Source organism: Bacillus sp. JFL15, from assembly GCF_001184225.1.
Taxonomy (GTDB): domain Bacteria; phylum Bacillota; class Bacilli; order Bacillales; family Bacillaceae; genus Bacillus; species Bacillus siamensis.
On the sequence record NZ_KQ236689.1, the window covers coordinates 2,838,156 to 2,857,435 of the forward strand.

21 protein-coding genes, 2 riboswitches and 1 other annotated feature are annotated in these 19,280 nt (G+C 46.9%); of the genes, 13 read left to right on the forward strand and 8 right to left on the reverse strand.

What is annotated here, in order from left to right:
- Positions 1-10 precede the first annotated feature (10 nt).
- Both AD710_RS14310 and AD710_RS14315 read right to left on the reverse strand, forming a co-directional pair.
- Complete coding sequence (locus AD710_RS14310; protein ID WP_045925694.1) at positions 11-1,060, reverse strand: lactonase family protein; 1,050 nt, start codon at positions 1,058-1,060, stop codon at positions 11-13.
- 69 nt (positions 1,061-1,129) lie between these two features.
- The gene (locus AD710_RS14315; RefSeq protein ID WP_049628337.1) at positions 1,130-1,990 is read right to left on the reverse strand and encodes a dimethylarginine dimethylaminohydrolase family protein; all 861 of its coding nucleotides are present in this window, start codon (positions 1,988-1,990) and stop codon (positions 1,130-1,132) included.
- Between the two features lie 181 nt (positions 1,991-2,171).
- Here AD710_RS14315 and AD710_RS14320 point away from each other — a divergent pair, with 181 nt between their 5' ends.
- The 8 genes from AD710_RS14320 to AD710_RS14355 all read left to right on the forward strand — a co-directional run bounded on the left by AD710_RS14320 (position 2,172) and on the right by AD710_RS14355 (position 8,421).
- The gene (locus AD710_RS14320) at positions 2,172-2,690 is read left to right on the forward strand and encodes an acyl-CoA thioesterase (protein ID WP_016936407.1); all 519 of its coding nucleotides are present in this window, start codon (positions 2,172-2,174) and stop codon (positions 2,688-2,690) included.
- A gap of 102 nt (positions 2,691-2,792) precedes the next feature.
- Positions 2,793-3,338 carry a GNAT family N-acetyltransferase gene (locus AD710_RS14325; RefSeq protein WP_049628338.1) on the forward strand — a complete coding sequence of 182 codons (546 nt, stop codon included), beginning with the start codon at positions 2,793-2,795 and terminating at the stop codon, positions 3,336-3,338.
- 12 nt (positions 3,339-3,350) lie between these two features.
- Positions 3,351-3,460, forward strand: a riboswitch (guanidine-I (ykkC/yxkD leader).
- A gap of 66 nt (positions 3,461-3,526) precedes the next feature.
- On the forward strand, positions 3,527-3,865 hold the full coding sequence (locus AD710_RS14330; RefSeq protein WP_029575216.1) for a DMT family transporter: 339 nt from the start codon (positions 3,527-3,529) through the stop codon (positions 3,863-3,865).
- Positions 3,865-4,179, forward strand: coding sequence for a DMT family transporter (locus tag AD710_RS14335; RefSeq protein ID WP_016936404.1), 315 nt, complete (start codon positions 3,865-3,867; stop codon positions 4,177-4,179). The genes AD710_RS14330 and AD710_RS14335 overlap by 1 nt, the downstream gene beginning before the upstream one ends.
- Before the next feature lie 73 nt (positions 4,180-4,252).
- The gene (gene purU, locus AD710_RS14340; RefSeq protein ID WP_016936403.1) at positions 4,253-5,155 is read left to right on the forward strand and encodes a formyltetrahydrofolate deformylase; all 903 of its coding nucleotides are present in this window, start codon (positions 4,253-4,255) and stop codon (positions 5,153-5,155) included.
- Positions 5,156-5,240: 85 nt separating this feature from the next.
- Positions 5,241-5,454 (forward strand) — a binding site (T-box leader).
- Between the two features lie 69 nt (positions 5,455-5,523).
- Positions 5,524-6,636 carry a glutamate 5-kinase gene (proB, locus tag AD710_RS14345; RefSeq protein ID WP_045925691.1) on the forward strand — a complete coding sequence of 371 codons (1,113 nt, stop codon included), beginning with the start codon at positions 5,524-5,526 and terminating at the stop codon, positions 6,634-6,636.
- Positions 6,633-7,880, forward strand: coding sequence for a glutamate-5-semialdehyde dehydrogenase (locus AD710_RS14350; RefSeq protein WP_049628339.1), 1,248 nt, complete (start codon positions 6,633-6,635; stop codon positions 7,878-7,880). The genes proB and AD710_RS14350 overlap by 4 nt, the downstream gene beginning before the upstream one ends.
- Positions 7,881-7,995: 115 nt before the next feature.
- A complete protein-coding gene (locus AD710_RS14355; protein ID WP_049628340.1) occupies positions 7,996-8,421 on the forward strand; it encodes an organic hydroperoxide resistance protein in 426 nt (141 codons plus the stop codon).
- A 27-nt stretch (positions 8,422-8,448) separates the two neighbouring features.
- Here AD710_RS14355 and AD710_RS14360 read toward each other — a convergent pair whose 3' ends face one another.
- On the reverse strand, positions 8,449-8,895 hold the full coding sequence (locus tag AD710_RS14360) for a MarR family winged helix-turn-helix transcriptional regulator (protein WP_049628341.1): 447 nt from the start codon (positions 8,893-8,895) through the stop codon (positions 8,449-8,451).
- 136 nt (positions 8,896-9,031) lie between these two features.
- Between AD710_RS14360 and AD710_RS14365 the strand changes: the two genes are divergently transcribed.
- The 4 genes from AD710_RS14365 to AD710_RS14380 all read left to right on the forward strand — a co-directional run bounded on the left by AD710_RS14365 (position 9,032) and on the right by AD710_RS14380 (position 11,795).
- Positions 9,032-9,442 (forward strand): organic hydroperoxide resistance protein OhrB, encoded by a 411-nt coding sequence (locus tag AD710_RS14365; protein WP_016936399.1) that lies wholly within the window; start codon positions 9,032-9,034, stop codon positions 9,440-9,442.
- 141 nt (positions 9,443-9,583) lie between these two features.
- Positions 9,584-10,174, forward strand: coding sequence for an alpha-helical endospore appendage domain-containing protein (locus tag AD710_RS14370; RefSeq protein ID WP_049628342.1), 591 nt, complete (start codon positions 9,584-9,586; stop codon positions 10,172-10,174).
- Positions 10,175-10,195: 21 nt separating this feature from the next.
- Positions 10,196-10,663: a hypothetical protein gene (locus tag AD710_RS14375; RefSeq protein ID WP_049628825.1), complete on the forward strand. Its 468-nt coding sequence runs from the start codon at positions 10,196-10,198 to the stop codon at positions 10,661-10,663.
- A 4-nt stretch (positions 10,664-10,667) separates the two neighbouring features.
- The gene (locus AD710_RS14380) at positions 10,668-11,795 is read left to right on the forward strand and encodes a glycosyltransferase family 2 protein (RefSeq protein WP_049628343.1); all 1,128 of its coding nucleotides are present in this window, start codon (positions 10,668-10,670) and stop codon (positions 11,793-11,795) included.
- A 16-nt stretch (positions 11,796-11,811) separates the two neighbouring features.
- Here the strand turns inward: AD710_RS14380 and AD710_RS14385 are convergent, their stop codons facing one another.
- The 3 genes from AD710_RS14385 to AD710_RS14395 all read right to left on the reverse strand — a co-directional run bounded on the left by AD710_RS14385 (position 11,812) and on the right by AD710_RS14395 (position 14,715).
- Positions 11,812-12,756: a BclA C-terminal domain-containing protein gene (locus tag AD710_RS14385; protein ID WP_049628344.1), complete on the reverse strand. Its 945-nt coding sequence runs from the start codon at positions 12,754-12,756 to the stop codon at positions 11,812-11,814.
- 183 nt (positions 12,757-12,939) lie between these two features.
- The gene (locus tag AD710_RS14390; RefSeq protein WP_049628345.1) at positions 12,940-13,410 is read right to left on the reverse strand and encodes a guanine deaminase; all 471 of its coding nucleotides are present in this window, start codon (positions 13,408-13,410) and stop codon (positions 12,940-12,942) included.
- A gap of 120 nt (positions 13,411-13,530) precedes the next feature.
- Positions 13,531-14,715, reverse strand: coding sequence for an MFS transporter (locus tag AD710_RS14395; protein ID WP_049628346.1), 1,185 nt, complete (start codon positions 14,713-14,715; stop codon positions 13,531-13,533).
- Positions 14,716-14,797: 82 nt separating this feature from the next.
- On the opposite strand from AD710_RS14395, the gene yeiL reads away from it, so the two are divergent.
- Positions 14,798-15,469, forward strand: a complete 672-nt coding sequence (yeiL, locus tag AD710_RS14400; RefSeq protein ID WP_049628347.1) for a transcriptional regulator YeiL — start codon at positions 14,798-14,800, stop codon at positions 15,467-15,469.
- 49 nt (positions 15,470-15,518) lie between these two features.
- Here the strand turns inward: yeiL and metE are convergent, their stop codons facing one another.
- Entirely contained in the window at positions 15,519-17,807 is a 2,289-nt protein-coding gene (metE, locus tag AD710_RS14405) for a 5-methyltetrahydropteroyltriglutamate--homocysteine S-methyltransferase (RefSeq protein ID WP_049628348.1), read from the reverse strand.
- 83 nt (positions 17,808-17,890) lie between these two features.
- Positions 17,891-18,045, reverse strand: a riboswitch (SAM riboswitch).
- A 140-nt stretch (positions 18,046-18,185) separates the two neighbouring features.
- Positions 18,186-19,145, reverse strand: a complete 960-nt coding sequence (locus tag AD710_RS14410) for a S8 family peptidase (RefSeq protein ID WP_016936389.1) — start codon at positions 19,143-19,145, stop codon at positions 18,186-18,188.
- Between the last annotated feature and the right edge of the window lie 135 nt (positions 19,146-19,280).

The window sequence follows — 19,280 nt, forward strand, 5'->3', positions numbered from 1 at the left end:
TTCTTTTTGATTAAACCTGATGGAGAAATGACACGCAGACCGGATACGGAACCGGTACGTCGGATTGAAGCAGAGTCAGTCCGCCCGTTTCGGAGTCACGTTCAAACAAAACCAGATTTCCCGTTTCTTCATTTGACGCGACAAGGAATGTTTCGGACGGATCAAACGCGAAATCACGCGGCCAGTTTCCTTCTGTCGGCACCCATTCAAGAAGAGACAATTCACCGGAATACTGGTTGATCTTAAAGATGGCGATGCTGTCATGTCCGCGGTTGGCGGCATAAAGAAATCTGCCGTCTTTAGATATGCGGATCGCGCTGCCCTGCGATTTGTCCGTAAATCCTTCTGGCAAAGCGGAAATGACCTGAAGCTCTCTGAATTCACCTAAGGTCGGGTTGTATTCAAGCGCAATGACTTCATTGCTGATTTCCGTCATGACATAGGCGTATTTCTCCGCCGGATGGAAAACGATGTGGCGCGGCCCTGAACCGGGTGCGAAAGAATGGGTTTTCACCTCAGTGAGCGCACCGTTTTTCATTTGGTACGTATACAGCGTATCCGTCCCTAAATCGAGGGCTGCAATGTAGTTATGCTCAGGTGTATAGCCCGCGAAATGGGCATGCGGCTTCTCTTGTCTTTCATGAGGGCCAGTCCCCGTATGAGCGGCTTCGGCTGCCGGCTCCCGCAGGCTTCCGTCCTCATTGACCGGAAAGGCGTGCACTTTTCCGCTGTGATAATTCGCGGTTAAAACATATTCATGTTTCTCATCAATGCTGACGTGGCACGGTGACGGGCCTTCAATCAGCTGATGGTTCACAAAAGTTAATTCCCCGCTGTTCTGATGAATCTGATAGGCTGCCACGCCGCCTTTACCGTCTGCTTTTTCAATGGAATACAGCATGCTGTTATCAGAGTTCGGTGTGACGTACGTCGGGTTGCCGAGCTTTGCAGCCAGCTTCGGCCGGCTGAGCCGTTTCGCTTCTGTATCAAGTTCAAAACAATAAATGCCTTCGCTTCCGCCTTTTGTATATGTTCCCGCATATCCTATGTACTTAGCCATTCGGTTTCCCCCTTTAAGTCTTGTCTTCTCTATATTAACGTATCTTGAAGGAAACTGCCTTGTAAATGTTTAAGATGTTCTGACAAGCGGAAGGGTGCAGCAGCGGAAGGAACCGCCTGATTTAATAATTTCGGAAAACTCGGTTTCAATGACTTTATATCCTCTTTTTCTGAGCTCGCGGTTCGTATGACCGTGCTGGGGCAGGCTGATAATTGTCTGATTCCCGATGGACAGGATATTCGGGCCGAGCGTAAATTGCTCTTCTTCAGGCACTTCTATCAGCTCAAAACGTTCGGCGAGAAGATCAATTTCTTTTTGCCCCAAGCCATTTTTGCAGTATAGCGCCTCCGTTTCCGAGATCATATTAAATACACAGTCCAAATGTAAGAAATCCTCCTTGAGAGGGATCGGCACAACGGTCATCTCCGGCAGCGCTTCCTGCAGCTCCCGGACAGCCGTTTTATCCGTGCGCTCGCTCAGCCCGGCATAAACGGTGCCGTCTGCGATCATGACGTCGCCGCCTTCAATGTTCGCTTTTCTGAGCCGCGTATAAGGGATGTTCTCCTCGTCAAGCAGGTTTTGAAAGACTTTTTCTTCTCCCTGCCTGACTGAAGCCGCCATGCTTGAAATAAACGCCGTCTCTCCTAAGACAAATCCGATATCCCGGGTGAATACCTGCTCGGGCAAACCGGGATCGGCGGGAAGCAGGACGACTTCAATCTGATGGGATTTTAAAATGTCAATAAATGCATCATGCTGTTTGAGGGCGGCGGGGATGTCAATATTTTCTTGTTTGAAATGTTTTTGTGTTCCGTTAATAATATCTTTGATGGCCATGTGTTCCGGCCGGCATAAGATAACGGTCTTCAAAGCATCATATTCACTTCGGCATGCCGGTTTCTGTGTGAATTTGGGAATGGATACGTCCATGTGACAGCCTCCTATCAGTAATCAATGTGCGTTTATTATTCCCGGATGCGATGAATAATGAAACATTTCTGATAGAATATCTAACCAACTTAACATTTAAAATTTTAGACAAAATGGTCAAATTATTGTTTAATAAGGTACAGATGCAGTACGACCAGACACAAAGGGGAGTTTAAATCATATGAAGTTGCCAGAATCAAGGTTTTGCAAAGAAACAAGGGTTGTCAAGACAAGCAGGGTTTTTCCGCTCGATACGAATAATCACAATACGCTGTTTGGCGGAAAGCTGATGAGCTACATAGATGATATCGCCTCAATTTCCGCGGCCCGTCACTGCCGATGTGAAACAGTCACGGCCTCAATGGACTCTGTAGATTTTTTGCGCCCGATCGGCCAACAGGATTCCGTATGTCTTGAATCCTACGTCACATGGGTCGGCACATCGTCTATGGAGGTGTTTGTCAAAGTCATTAAAGAGCATCTGATGACGGGTGAACGCGAGCTTGCGGCAACGTCGTTTCTGACATTCGTCGCGCTTGATTCAAACGGGAAATCGGTGCCCGTTCCGCGGATCGTGCCGGAAACCGAGGAAGAAATCATGCTTCACAAGACGGCCGTTCAGCGCGCCGGAGAACGAAAAAACCGCTTAAAACACAGCAAGGCCCTGGCTGAGGCGCTCGGAACAGATAAGCCTTGGTAATCAATCGCCAAACCGCTTTTTTTTAAAAGCGGTTTTTTACGCTGAAAAAGGACTTTTCCCGCCGGATCCATAATCTATTACAGGGAAAGGAGCGTGGCGTGTATGATGAAACATAAATCTTCCGGCACCATCCTGACAACCGGGCGTATCCGCCTGCGGACCATGCGGGATGACGATGAAGAAAATTTGTACGGGCTGTTTACCGACAAAGAGGTCATGAAATATTATCCTTCTCTTAAAAGCAGGCGTGAAACAAAGGAATGGATTGCCTGGAACAAACGTCTGGCCAAAGGATACGGCGTCAGTCTTTGGATCGCAGAGGATAAAGAGACGGGCGCATTTCTCGGTCAATGCGGAATCGTTCCGCAGACGGTAAACGGAAACACATTGATGGAAATCGGCTATATGGTTGCCCGCAGCTGCTGGGGATGCGGTTATGCGACGGAGGCTGCGAAAGCCTGTCTGAAGTATGGTTTTCACACGAAACAATACGGACGTATCGCGGGGCTGATTGACCCGAATAATCTTGCTTCCGTCCGCGTCGCGGAAAAAATCGGCATGGTGCCAGGCGAGACCGTTAATAAATGGGAAAGGCAGCTGACGGTTTTTGATATTACATCTGACATTGAACGTTTCAGCGAAGTGTAGTATGATACGAACAGACATGTTTTCTAGGGTTCCGCATGTTCATACATGGCCTGGTCCGAGAGAAAACACATATGCGGACATATTCCCGCATATGCACACGGAGGGAAAAAAGCCCGGGAGAGTCAATCTCATGTGAGACGACTATCCGGGCTTTTTTGTATTGTCCGGAACAAGAAAGGGTGAAGAACATGAAATGGGGTTTAGTGGTCATAGCCGCCGTATTTGAAGTGGTATGGGTCACCGGCCTGAAACATGCTGATTCGGCACTGGCGTGGAGCGCCACGATTACAGGAATCATCATCAGTTTTTATCTATTAATCAAGGCGACAGACAGCCTGCCCGTAGGAACGGTATATGCGGTCTTTACAGGGCTCGGAACAGCCGGCACCGTGCTCAGTGAAATTCTGCTTTTCAAAGAGCAGGCCGATCCGGTGAAAATCGTGCTGATCGGCGTTTTGCTGATCGGTGTTATCGGATTAAAGCTGGTGACGCAGGATAAGCCTGAGACGAAGGAGGAGAAGGCGTAATGCATTGGATCAGCCTGATAGCCGCGGGCCTTTGTGAAATGCTCGGGGTCATTTTGATGAATCAATTTCAAAAAGAAAAGAAAGTCAAATGGATTCTTTTCATTATCGCAGGCTTTGCGGCTTCTTTTTCCTTGCTTTCTTATGCGATGGAGACGATTGCGATGGGAACGGCCTATGCGATCTGGACCGGTATCGGCACGGCGGGCGGCGCTTTAGCCGGCATTCTTTTCTACGGCGAGCAGAAGGATGCGAAGCGCATCTTTTTCATTGCGCTTATTTTGTGCGCAGCCGCAGGGCTGAAAATTCTTTCGTAAATTGATTTTTATCAAATTTTCAGTATAATCTATAATAAGTTACGAATTATGAAGATACGAGGGATTAAAGCATATGAATTCATATATGACACAGCGGCTGAAAGAATACCGCGATGGGAATGAGGAAAAAGGGCGCCTGCTTGTCAGCTGCCCCGATCAGCCGGGAATTGTATCGGCTGTGTCCGCGTTTTTGTTTGACCACGGTGCAAATATTATTGAATCAAATCAATATACGACTGACCCTGAAGGCGGACGTTTTTTTCTCAGGATTGAATTCGACTGCAAGGGCATTCGTGAGAAAAAAGAGGATTTAAAGCAGGCGTTCGCCTCAATCGCCCAGACATTCGGCATGACATGGAGCCTCTCTCTGGCAAGTGAGCTGAAGCGCGTGGCGATCTTTGTATCCAAAGAGCTGCACTGCCTTCATGAACTCATTTGGGAGTGGCAAAGCGGCAATATGATGGCCGAAATTGCTGTCGTCATCAGCAACCATGAAGAGGCGAAAGAAGTGGTCGAGCCGCTGAATATTCCGTTCCATTACATGAAAGCTAACAAAGACATCCGCGCCGAAGTGGAGCGGCGCCAGCTTGAGCTGCTGGAGCGGTATGAGATTGATGTGATCGTTCTTGCCCGCTACATGCAGATTTTGACGTCTGATTTTGTATCTGCCCATCCGAATCGGATTATTAATATCCACCATTCATTCCTGCCGGCTTTTATCGGCGCTAATCCGTATAAACGGGCTTATGAGCGCGGAGTGAAATTAATCGGGGCGACATCTCACTATGTGACGGACGATCTTGACGAAGGTCCGATTATTGAACAGGATATCGAACGCGTCGATCACAGAGATCACGCGGAAGATCTGAAGAATATCGGCAGAACCATTGAGCGCAGCGTGTTGGCGAGAGCCGTAAAATGGCACTTGGAAGACCGTGTCATCGTTCACGGAAACAAAACCATCGTATTTAATTAATGACGGTCCGCCGGGGAGGCGGGCTGTTTTTATGGATAAAAATGTCTTGACAAGAACCTTTTTTCTTTGCATAATATAAAAAAATCATTGAGCGTTGAAGAGGATCAGTACGCAGAAATTTCTGTGACAGAGAGCAAAATGGCCCGCTGAAACATTTTGCCGCATGAAACCTGCCGAACCTGCCTTGGAGTCCTGAGGGGAAAACTCAGGCGCGATAACCTGGCGTTACAGGAAAGCGGGACGCGTGCAAAACGCGTTCAAACAAGGTGGTACCACGGAAAGCCCATTTCGTCCTTATTTTTCAGGACGGAATGGGCTTTTTTTATTGAAGAAAGCCGGTTTGGATTGATTGCCACGGAGGAGAAACGATGAAAAAGCAAAGAATTGTTGTGAAAATCGGGAGCAGCTCGCTCACCAACAGTAACGGAAGCATTGATGAAACCAAAATCAAAGAGCATACGGAAGCCATTTCATTATTAAAAGAAGACGGGCATGAAGTCATTCTCATTACCTCAGGCGCTGTGGCCGCGGGTTTTTCCGCTCTCGGCTATCCGTCGCGCCCCGTTACGATAAAAGGAAAGCAGGCGGCTGCCGCGGTCGGCCAGACGCTTTTAATGCAGCAATACATGGACCATTTAAAAAGATACGGACTGACGCCGGCGCAAATTTTATTAACAAGAAATGATTTCTCAAAAAGAGAGCGGTACAGAAATGCGTACGCTACGGTAATGGAGCTGCTGGAGCGGGGAGTCGTGCCGATTATCAATGAAAATGATTCCACATCTGTCGAAGAGCTGACGTTCGGTGATAACGACATGCTGTCGGCGCTTGTGAGCGGTTTGATTCATGCAGACCAATTAATGATTCTCACAGACATTAACGGCCTGTACGATGCCAATCCGAATGAAAACCCGGACGCAAAGCGGTTTGACTATCTGAATGACATCACACCTGAATTGCTCGGATATGCCGGATCAACAGGCTCAAAGGTCGGCACAGGCGGCATGAAGTCAAAACTTCTCGCCGCCCAGACCGCATTGTCGCTCGGAGTGAAGGTGTTTATCGGCACCGGCTCCGGGCGGGAAAAACTGAGGGTGATTTTAGACGGAAAAGGTGACGGCACATATATCGGCGATAAAGAGCTGTCCTCAGTGAATAATACACGGCAATGGATCATGTTTCATTCTCCGATATCAGGGGAAATCATCATTGATGGGGGAGCGGAGCAGGCGATGATCCATAACGGGTCAAGTCTGCTCCCGGCCGGTGTCGCCGATGTCTGCGGCAGTTTTCCGAAAGGGGCTGTGGTGGAAGTCAGAGGGCCCGGCGGCATCATCGGAAAAGGCCAGACGCTTTACTCATCCGATGAGATTTTAGAAGCTAAAGGGAAGCGGAGCGATCAGCTTCCGGGCACGAAGCAGGTGGAAGTGATTCACAGAGATGATTGGGTGAATTTATTTGACGAGGGGGAAAACAAATGAGTGAAGTATTGCAAAAAGCAGCCTTGGCAAAAGAAGCCGCTGCCGAAATGGTCATGAAAACGACGGCTGAAAAAAACGAAGCGCTCCAATGTATCGCAGACGGACTCAGAAATGAACGGCAGCTGATTTTAACAGAGAATCAGAAAGACATTGAAGCAGGACAGAAAAGAGGATTGACAGCTGACATTATTGACAGGCTGACTCTTGATGAAAAACGCCTGCTCGATATCGCGGACGCTGTGGAACTGTTAATCGGTCTTGAAGATCCCGTCGGTGAATCATTGGAGACCATTCAAAAAGAGAATGGATTATTCATTGAAAAAATCCGCGTGCCCCTCGGAGTAGTGGGCATGATCTATGAAGCCAGACCGAATGTTACCGTAGATGCTGCCACACTCTGCCTGAAAACCGGAAACGCGGTTGTCCTCAGAGGAAGTTCTTCAGCCATCCATAGCAACATAGCACTTGTCAGTGTGATGAAACGCGCACTCGGGCTGTCAAAGCTTCCGATTGATGCCATTCAGCTCATAGAAGATACAAGCAAAGAAACCGCGAAACAGCTCTTTACATTAAATGACGGTCTGGATGTATTGATCCCGCGCGGCGGCAAAAATTTAATTGATCTTGTGGTCAGGGAATCCACCGTACCCGTGTTAGAAACCGGAGCGGGAAACTGCCACGTGTACATAGATGAGTCAGCAGATCCAGATATGGCAAGAGAAGTCGTCATCAACGCCAAAACACAGCGTCCTTCCGTTTGTAATGCGATTGAATCTCTTTTGATTCATGAAAAATGGGCGCAAGAACACGGGCGAAAACTGCTGCGTCAGCTGACAGAAAAAGGGGTGGAGCTTCGCGGAGATCAGGTGATTTGCGGACTGGAGCCTGCAGCGAAACAAGCCGAAGAGGCCGATTGGGGAGCTGAATACCTGGCGCCGATTCTCAGTGTAAAAACGGTGCAGGACGTACAGGAGGCGGTCCGCCATATTCAGCAGTACGGCACAAACCATTCAGAAGCCATTCTGACGGAAAACGGCGAGCATGCCGCATACTTCCAGACGGCCGTAGACGCCGCTGCCGTGTATCATAATGCTTCAACCCGGTTTACAGACGGTTTTGAATTCGGATACGGGGCCGAAATCGGCATCAGCACGCAAAAGCTTCACGCGAGAGGACCGATGGGGCTTCCGGCGTTAACATCTACAAAAATCATCATCAAAGGAAACGGACAAATCCGAGTATAGTCTCTTAAGCTTATCCTGAAAAAAGGGTAGGCTTTTTTTTTATACAGAAAGATTGACGAGTTACTTTATATTTCGTAAAATTAAATTGTACAAAATATAATAGAAGTGAATTCACATGACAAAACCATTATTTACAGCAACAGTATCAGCCGCCGGCGGACGGGAGGGGAAAGTCACGTCTTCTGACGGTGTGCTGAATCTTGATGTTGCCATGCCGGGAACGCCAAGAGCGAAACGTCTCGAACACGCCACAAACCCTGAACAGCTGTTTGCTGCAGGGTACTCAGCCTGCTTTGACAGCGCCCTTCAGCTTGTAGCGAGAAAAGAGCGCCTGAGTATTGAAACAGAGGTCACTGCGCATGTCAGTCTGCTGAAAGATGAAGCAGATCAAGGATATAAACTCGGCGTTACGCTTGAGGTTAAAGCATCCGGCATTGAGAAACAGGAGCTGGAAGCACTTATCCAAAAAGCGCACGGTGTCTGCCCGTATTCAAAAGCGACGGCGGGAAATATAGAAGTAAAGCTTCTGGCAGCAGAATAAAAATAAGGATGCCCATTCGGGGCATCCTTATTTTTCGCCGTGCAGCGTTCTTAAAACCTCATAAAGCGACTGCTTTACCTGCTTTAATTCCTCTTTTGACAGTCCTGTCTGTTCCAGCATGGCAATGGGAATATCCGCCGCCGTTTTCTGCATGGCCCATCCTTCATCTGTCAGCCTGATCGTCACGGAGCGCTCATCTTCAGGCGACCGCTTTCTTATAATGATTCCGCGCTGCTCCATCCGTTTCAGCATCGGTGTCAGCGTTCCTGAATCCAGGTGCAAAAGCTCACCCATCCGTTTTACATTCAGTTCTTCATGCTCCCATAATAAAAGAAGCGCCAAATATTGCGGATAGGTCACATTGAGCTTATCAAGCAGCGGCTTGTACCGTTTCGTCATTTCCCTTGAGCTTGCATACAGCAAAAAGCAAAGCTGATTCTCCAGTTTCATATGTTCAAATTCTTTTTCTGCCATAACTTCTTCACCAACTCTTTGTTTGTTAACGTTACCCCTATTGTAGCCGAAAAACGGCCCATTTCCTATTCTAATATGTTTAAAAATATGAGCATGGGTAATATAAACAGTAAGTACAATGAGGAGGCTGATAATTATGGCATTATTTACTGCAAAAGCGACCGCAGTCGGCGGACGGTCAGGACATATTAAATCCGAAGACGGAGTGCTGGATTTTGACATCATCATGCCGAATGCAAAAAAAGACGGAGAAACGGGCACAAACCCTGAACAGCTTTTTGCGGCAGGATATGCTGCCTGCTTCGGGGGAGCGCTTGAGCTCGCCGCCAAAAAACAGAATATCGACCTGACTTCTGAAATTGAAGGGCAGGTCAGCCTTTTAAAAGATGAGAGTGACGGGGGATACAAAATCGGCGTAACGCTCGTCATTGATACAAAAGACCTTGATAAAGAAACGGCGGAGAAGCTTGTACACGCCGCTCACGAGTTCTGCCCGTATTCAAAAGCAACAAGAGGAAATGTTGACGTCAAACTTGAACTCAAATAAATAAAGAACGAATATCCCGGATATATAAGATCCGGGATATTTTATTAACGAAAACATCAGTAATGAACTCTTCTCTCCCGGAATAAGAATACGATATAGCACTTTTGCATAATGACACCAAGAGAAACGAGGGAGAAATCGATGTCTCTTCCAAATATCCCGAACATCACCCCCGACATTACACTCTCCAAATGTGAGACTTTGAACTTCCTTCTTTCATCTGTGGCTATGGAAGAAATCGGACTATCCCATATTCTGCAGGCGGAAGCAGATCGAATTCAAACGTTTCTCGGCGCTTCCGGCGATCCTTCTCTGGAGGAATTGTCAGCCATCAATCGAAGCACCGAACGGCTTCTGCGCACAGTCATGAAATCCCAGCTCCTTTTGCAGACAAAGCTTGAGGACATTATCTACTTACAGGATTCTGAAGCCTGCATGGATCCTGATGACCGAAGCAATCCAAGTGACCCGGACGATCCTGATGACCCGTGGGACCCAGATGAACCCTGCGATCGTGATGATCCTGATGACGCGTGGGACCCAGATGAACCCTGCGATCGTGATGATTCTGATGACCCGTGCGACAATCCAAGCGACTCATGTGATCCGCGCTTTCCGAATCCTCCGCCCGAAGATCCGTGCGACGGTCTGTTTTACGGCCGCATTGGCTGCTGTGAGTGCGGGGATTGTGAGGAATGCGAATGGAGGAGGAAAGGCGGGGAGCGTTCATAAAGGAAGAGATGGGTGAAGCATATGCCGTATCCAAGCCTCTCAAAAGCGAAACAGACATCTTTTGAAGCGATGCATTGTCTCACGATTGCGCTGTTACATATATTGGCTGTGACCGTTGATAAAAGAAAGGATTCAAATTACAAAGAAGAAATCAGGCTGTTTTCCGCATTGTGCCGCTGGCAGGCGGAAACAGGCGGGCGGCTGTTTTTATTGATTAGCATGGAAAGAGAGAAGAAGCGGATGTATGAGCGGCACTTTCATGAAATGAAGACAGTGACGGAACGAACGAAAAAATTCATTTCTGAAAGTCCGCCAGAATTCCGGACGCATCCCATTACGAAACGGGCGGTCAGGCAGCTTCGGGAATGGGATCCGGAATCATCATCTGCCGAACCTGCCGTCAGATGGGTGCGGCCTGTTTTCGTAACGATGAACGGCACTCCTGAGAAGCCTTGGTTCAATCAACAACTCCAAAAGCGGGAAAGGTGAGAACATGAGCGGAAATGCTGAATGTAAACTGACGCTTTGCATGATTGTAAAAAACGAGGAGAGATATATCTCCCGGTGTTTATCAAGTGTACAAGATATTGTGGACGAGATCGTCATTGTAGACACCGGATCACAAGATAATACAAAAGATATCTGCAAAAGCTTTCAGGCCAGAGTGTTTGATTTAGAATGGGAGAATGATTTCGCCAAGGCGAGAAATTACGGCCTGCAGCATGCAAAAGGGGATTGGATTTTAATACTTGACGCGGATGAAGAGCTCGATCAGGAGAGCGGCCGCTTTATCACTTCGCTGCTTCATGATGAATTACCGAGCCGGGGTCTTTTAAAAATCATCAATTACACGGGGAAGCAGCTGGATGAAAATGAAGCGTTTGAAAGCATGCAGCCGAGACTGTTCCGCAATCATGAAGGCCTTCTGTACCAAGGCAGAATTCACGAAAATATCACCTCTTCCAATGAGGAAGAAAACAATGCTTTTTTTACGCTTCCTTGTGTGATTCATCACTACGGTTATTTGGAGCAGGAAGAAAAGATCAAACAAAAACATAAACGGAATATCAGCATTTTAAATGAAGAGCTTTCAGAGGAGAATCCGGATCCGTGGCTTATTTATCATTTGGCAAGCGAATGCTGCAGAATAAAAGACTATGAAAAAGCATTACATCTTGTCAACGGATCAATTTTTCAATTTTTAAGCGAAAAACGAATGCCCCCGTCTCTCTTGTATCATTTAAAATATACAATATTGCTTGAACTCAAACGGTATGAAGAAGCGGAGCAAGGGATTGAGAAGGTGCTCAGGCTTTATCCTGATTACAGCAATCTTCATTATTATAAGGGCCTTATATTATATCATTTGGAAAAGTACAGAGCGGCTATCAAAGCATTTGAAAACGGAACGAAGATTGAAGAAGAAAATGCTGGCCACTTACATTTAAAAGGTGCCGGCGATTTCAGAGCTTTTTATCATATGGCGAAATGCCATGCTGCATTAAACCATGATATGACGGCCGTCGCTTACGCCAAAAAATCCGTGAAATCTAATCCTCAATTTAAACCTGCACAAGAACTTCTGACACAATTAAAAAAGGATCAGCGGACAAACGCCTGATCCTTTTTTTGTTCCGTTAAGATAATCGAATAATGTTCAACGCCGCACCGGCACTTCCTCCAAGCAATGCCGCCGCACCTAATAATCCGAACAGCTGAAGCTGGATGGTGCTGCCTGCTGACAAATTCACAATGAAGGAGTTATTGAAGTTTGCCAATGACACGGCAGGTGCAATAATTGAACTTGCAGGCGGGGTGCCATTAATCAGGACCCGTGAACTTACAAGCAGGCCGGCTGCTAAATTAATCTGGTAGGAGATATAGTACCGTCCTGCCGGTGCAACGGTAAACACAGTATTAGCAGCATTAGCCGTAATATCCGGGGAAAGGTTTTGATCATTCGGCAAGGAAATGGCTGTGCCGCCGATAACAACAGCGACAACACCGCCGCCCGTATTACTTGCAAATCCGGAAGTCGCCGTTAAACTTGTTCCGGTGACACCCGCAGCGCCGGTGGCTCCAGTGATACCAGTGGGTCCAGTCGGCCCTGCCGCTCCAGTGGCCCCAGTAGTACCTGTGCCTCCGGGCGGTCCGATGGCTCCGGCAGCACCAGTGATGCCTGTGGGCCCGGAGACCCCTGTAGCTCCAGTAATTCCTATCGGTCCATTTTCTCCAGCAGCGCCAGTGGCCCCAGTAATCCCGGTCGGTCCAGTCGGCCCCGCCAGTGCAGGAATATTTGAGATACTGTCCAATTTTGAACCGAGAAGAAGTTCCTGTTTCATTAAGTTGTCAAGCGTATGACGGACGCTCTCATTCAAGTTCAAAATATCCGTAAGACTTGACGGCGGCCCTGTTAATCCGGGAATCGTTCCGAGCGCATATTGGATTTTTTCTCCTTCCGCATCCAGAATATGGGCCATTCCCAGCTCTTCCATCGCAATTGATGAAAGAAGAAGGTCAATGGTATCGTCTCTGGAATGGGTCACGACAGGGGTGATGTTAGGTAAATTAGGCTGTGACACAATGTCCCTCCTTATGAGTTGACAGAAAATGTCTTCATTACGTATAAAGTCCCCGAAAAAAAGCGTAAAGCAGTACTTTATCAATATATTCACTTATGCTGTCCATTTTTCTGAATGAATGACCTTAATTAATCAATTGCGTTCACGAAAAATAAACCTGCGTTGTGAGCAGGTTATTCTGGATTAATATACTTTTTTGCGGGCGGAAGTTTTCCAGGCGTCAAAGGGCACGGTATGATCGGAGAAGCTGAGATGATAAAAAGGAATTGATCTCTCCGTCCGCTGTTTCTTGATTTCATCATATATGAAGGTGTCATCAAAGCCTGCATCAGAGGCATCTGAGTGGCTGGATGCGTAATATACCGCTTTTGGCCTCGCCCAATAAATGGCGCCTAAACACATAGGGCAGGGTTCACAGCTTGTGTAAATCACACAATCGTCAAGCTGATATGTTTGAAGCGTCCGGCACGCATTCCGGATCGCCGTTACTTCAGCATGGGCTGTCGGATCGTTGCTGGATGTCACATTGTTCTGCCCTTCGGCGATAATGACGCCGTTTTTAACGATGACGCAGCCAAAAGGCCCTCCGCCTTCATCCACGCTCTCAACTCCAAGCGTGACCGCCCGCTTTAAAAATGAAGTGTGCTGATTCATCTCAAGTCCCCCTCGGTTGATCGAATACTTTAACTATAGCTGAAGATACATCGCAAAACATTGGCAAATCGGTCAAAATAACAGCTGGAAATGGGATCATATATATAAAGAAAGCTTTGTCTATATATCTTGTGCATGTCCTGCAAAAACTCTCTTTTTCATTTCCAGTTTTCTGTATAAAAGGGCAAGAAGCATAGAGGGGATCGTACAAACAACCATTCCGATAAAGGCATACCGGGGTTCAATTTCATATAAAAAACCTCCGAAAATAGTAAATACCGCAGTGCTCCAGCTGAGCGCAAGCGCTGAATATATGCCTTGGGCTTTCGGGACTTGCGCAGGGGAAATATGTTTAATTAAGTATTTCATAAATGCATAGTGTCCCATCGCGAATGAACAGGCGTGCAGCGTCTGCGCGATGCAGAAAATGATGACATGCGGAAAGGCAAATACGAGTATCCAGCGTACGGTAGCACCAAGCGCCGCCAAAGCGAGCAAAGCACCAGCCGTAAATCGATGAAAGCATCGGTCAGCGATTGCGAAGAAAATGATCTCTGCAATAACGGCGATGTTGATGATGATTCCGATTGCATATGCGGGTGCATGGATTTCCTGCAAAAAGAGATAACCGTAATTGTAGTAAGACGCATGTGCCGCCTGCAGCAAGATAACGATTGCGAGCACCAGACCGAAATGTTTGATGCGGAATAAGGCAACCATGCCCTCTTTTTTTGTACAATCTGTTTCCGGCCGTTTTGAAAGAACAGCGGGCGCATGCATAAAGCTGAGGCATACGAATATCAGAGTGCCCAAAAGCAGTGCCCATAAAATCACTTGATCGCCAAATATACCTGTAAAGACGGACAGGATGACGCCGGCTGAAACAAATCCGGCGGACCCCCATTGCCGGCTGGTCCCGTAATCTCTTAATTCATTATGCTGTACCAAAACGCCGCAAGCGCTGTCCAAAGCAGGCATCAAAGCCGGATAAAACACATGCAGCCCTAATGTGACAAGAAGCAGGCTTAGAAAAGAGTCAGCCGGAATATAACATAAAAGCGCAAGAAATGTACCGATTCTGGCTCCGTTCAATATGGCTCTGCTGCTGAATTTACCGGATAAATAAGGAAAGAAAAGCAATGTGGAAATTCCTCTTGCCGCCAGACCTAAGCTCATAATGAAACTGGCTTCGGATACGGAAACTCCTTTTATATGGACCATCCATCCCGTCCAATAGGGCAGAAAAATCCCCCATGTCATAAAAAAGCTAAAAAAATGCAGACTCATCCAGCGATATGCGTTCATTCCCGTTCCTCCTTTTCATTGGCATGTTATCATGTAAAACGTAAAGATAATATGAGATATCTCATATATTTCGGGGTGGACGATGGAAATTTATAAAGGTGAGAAAAAACGGCATCATATAGAAAAACACTCAATCGCGCATTTATTTTCTTTTCCCGCTGAAGAGTATATGGAAGTGCGGGAATATCAGCGGGATGAATGGATTATTCAAGAGGGCATGAGGCCGGACTTCCTGTTTTACGTGATTGAAGGAAAAGCGAAAATATATGTAACCCATCAAAACGGAAAAGTATCGTTAATTAATTTTATCAACAAAAATGATTACATCGGAGAGATGGAACTATTACATGAAGTATATTACACAAAAGGCATTCAGTCCTCAGCGAAGACTGTGTGTTTCGCTCTGCCGATTTGCCGCTGCCGCGCGCAATTGCTGCAGGATGCGAATTTTCTGCGTGAATTGGCTAAGTTTTTAAGTGATAAAGCAACGCTTATGGCTTCAAAGTATTCACAAAGTCTGGCGTTCCCGGTTGAAAACCGGCTTGCTGATTTTATTTTGCAGACGGCTTATGAAGGATTTTATAAAGAGAAGCACGTAACGGTTTGTGATTATTTAGGTGTATCTTACCGTCATCTCTTGCATGTGCTGACGCAATTCTGCCAAAAAGGGTATTTGCAGAAAGAAGGGCGGGGCTATCAAATTAAGCAGCATGATTCACTAAGTGAACTTGCAGAGGCGCTGAAGAATAAGTAGCAAACCCAAAAAAACAGCCATCCGCACATTAGGGATGGCTGTTTCTTTATTATACAAGCTGAGCTTGTTTTTTTCGCGCCTGTTTCGCAGCGTCGACCATATTTTTTAATGCCGCAACGGTTTCTTCCTGCTGTCTTGTTTTCAGCCCGCAATCCGGGTTTACCCAGAAACGGTCTGTCGGACACACTTCAAGCGCATCATCGATAATTTGATAGATTTCTTCAGTAGCCGGCACGCGCGGGCTGTGAATGTCGTATACACCGAGTCCGAGGCCTTTCACGTAAGGATGATCTTTCAGATATTCTAAAAATCCTCCGTGGCTTCGGCTGTGTTCGATTGTGATGACATCAGCGTCAAGGTCATTGATCGTATCGACAATATCTTCAAAGTTGCTGTAACACATATGCGTATGAATCTGCGTCTCATTTTTCACAGAAGACGTCGTTAATCGGAAAGCTTCTGCGGCCCAAGTTAAATATTCATCCCAATCCTGCGTTTTTAACGGCAGTCCTTCACGGAGCGCGGGTTCATCCACTTGGATAATCTGAATACCGGCATCTTCAAGCGCTTTTACTTCTTTTCTGAGGGCAAGCCCGATCTGGAAGGCGATTTCTTTTCTTGAAATATCCACGCGCGGGAATGACCAGTTTAAAATGGTGACAGGTCCCGTCAGCATGCCTTTCATGTGCTTTTCTGTCAGCGATTGGGCGTAGACCGTATCTTTTACCGTCATCGGTTCGATAAATTCGACATCTCCGAAAATGACAGGCGGACGTACGCAGCGTGAACCGTAAGACTGCACCCATGCATATTTCGTAAAGGCGAACCCGGCCAGTTTTTCACCGAAGTATTCGACCATGTCCGTCCGTTCAAATTCTCCGTGAACGAGCACGTCTAAGCCGATTTCTTCCTGAATGTCAACCCAGCGCTTCGTTTCCGCATTAATAAACGCTTGATACTGTTCATCCGTCCAATCCTTTTTCCGCCATTTTTGCCGTGCGCTCCGCACTTCTGCAGATTGAGGGAAGCTTCCGATCGTCGTTGTCGGCAGAAGGGGAAGACCGAGTGATTCATTTTGCAGCGCCAATCGTTCTTCAAAGCTTGCAGGGCGGGAGAAATCTTTTTCTGTCAGCTGATTCAATTCTTCTTTTTGAGCTGAGTTCGCTCCTGTTGCGAATGCTTTCAAAGCTTTAAGTGCCGCTTTTGACTCTTCGATCTGCTCACTGACGGCCGCTTTGCCGGACAGAAGCCCTTCTTTTAAGACGCCGAGTTCCGCCAGTTTTTCTTTAGCGTATGACAGGCCGTTCAGCAAATCCTTTTCAAGATGCTCGTCAGGGTGTTTCGCCACGGGCACGTGCAGAAGGCTGCTTGAAGGCTGAATCCATAACTCCTCAACATCAGCGTGGCTGAGGATATCCAAAGCCGCATCAAGGCGTTCTTCAACATCGATTTTCCAAATGTTTCGGCCGTCGATCACACCGGCTGCCAGCACTTTATCTTTCGGGAAGCCGTGCTTTTTCAATTGCTCAAGGTTTCTGCCTTTATCATGCACGAAATCAAGCCCGATTCCTTGTACAGGATACGAAACGAGTTCTTCATATGCATCAACCGAATCGAAGTATGTCTGCAGGAGGACATTCAGCCCTGAAAGCTCTTTTGTAATAGATTCATAGAGCTCTTTTGCGGCGCGGACATCTTCAGCAGAGGCTGTCACAAGGGCAGGCTCATCAATCTGAACCCATTTGACGCCTTCTGCTTCAAGCTCTTTCAGCAGCTGCACATAAAGAGGAACAAGGCGCTTTTGAATCGCTTTCGCCTCTGATTCTTCGTATCCTTTCGCAAGCGTGACGAATGTGTACGGACCGACAATGACAGGTTTCGTTTCCGCTCCGAATTCTTCTTTGATCCGGCGGTAGTCGTCAAGCTGTTTGTTTCTCGTCAGACGGAATTCAATGCTTTCGTCATATTCAGGAACGATGTAATGGTAGTTGGTGTTGAACCATTTTGTCATTTCACTGGAAACGGCATCTTTAACACCGCGGGCAATCGCGAAATATGTATCAACGGGATCCGTGATGCTGCGGAATCTTTCCGGAATCCAGTTAAAGCTGACGGCGGTATCAAGCACATGGTCATAATGAGTAAAATCAGAGACCGGCACGATATCGATATGTTGGTCAAGCTGTGTTTTGACAGCTGATAAGAATAAACCGTCAAGCTCTTTAAGAAACGTTTCTTTATCAGTGTTTCCTTTCCAATAAGCCTCAAGCGCTTTTTTCCATTCTCTGTCCAAGCCGATTCTCGGAAAACCGAGATTTGAAGTTTTGATTGTAGTCATTAAGTCTCCTCCTTTAAGTGAGATGTAACAAAAAAGCCTCTTTCTCATGAGAGAAAGAGGCTTTAACATCAAAATTTAAGCCTCTCTTATCTCTCAGATCACGTCTGATGGAATTAGCACCGTGCCTTATGAGACAATCGTCTCGGCGCAAAAATCACGCGCCCCATTTCACAATGGAATTACGGTCGGTTGCTGTTGGGGTCAAAAGGCCAATCCCTCGCCCAACTCTCGATAAGAGAAAATATTTCAATTTTTTTGAAAAGTTACATCATTTGTTGGTTATCTTATCAGCTTATTCAGATCACTGTCAATAGAAAATCTCACATTTTAAAAATTAGTGATTTTGACAAGCGGATCAATCATTATATGAGAAAAATATCAGAAAGACAGCAGCTGTGCCTGTTCGGCTCTTTCCATGAGCACATCAGGCGCGTCTAAATACAGAAACCCGTTCCCGGCCAATGTTTTAGAGATGTTCAAAGGAAGAGTACGCCGCACAAGCTGGGCATAAATTTCGGCTTCAGAAAGCGTCCGCTGAAACGAGTCCTGTTCAAGCCCTTTTATTAAGGCCAGTGCTCCGCTCACGTGCGGGGCGGCCATTGAAGTGCCCGTCAGCTTCCCGTATTTATGGTTGGGAAGGGTGGAGAGAATGTTTTCTCCGGGTGCCACGAGGTCAATTTCTTTATTTGCGTTTGAAAATTCTGACGATTTACGGGCGATTGAGACTGATCCGACGGCGATCACTTCGTTGTAAGCGGCCGGATACGACAGTTCTTCTGTCCGCTCGTCTCCGTCACCTTCATTTCCTGCTGCGCAAACGACCAGTACACCGCTTTTTACCGCATTTGAGACGGCTTCTTTCAGTTCAGGCACATCGTTCGGTCCGCCGAGTGACATGGAAATAATGTCCGCCTTTTGTTCAACGGCGTAGTTGATGCCATTTATGATCCATTCGTATTTGCCGCTGCCGTTTTGACCGCCGAGAACTTTAACGATTAAAAGGCTCGCTTCCGGCGCAACACCTGAAATTCCGCCGTTTGAATCATTGGCGGCAATCGTTCCGGAAACATGTGTCCCGTGGCCGTTGTAATCGGAAATCGCGTCTTCTTTGCCTTCGTCATCATCGGTGAAGTTTTTTCCGCCGATAACCCGGTCTTTCAAATCAGGATGATTAATGTCGCAGCCTGTATCAAGCACCGCGATTTTAATATCCTTTCCTTTAAACCCTTTTGCCCACAATTCTGGCGCCTTAATCACTTTAATACCCTCAGGAAGCTCGTTCACATCCATGATCTGCTCATCCGTGACATAAGGAATCAACCGCATTTCACCATTCATAAAAAAGCCCTCCTTTTTTATGCTTGCGAGTGGATTCAAGGGTGTTGCTACTATTTTATGGCAGATTATGCCGTTCGGGAAGAGTCATTTGAAGCATTTTTATAAAAAAGGCGCAATCTATTGCACTAAATAATT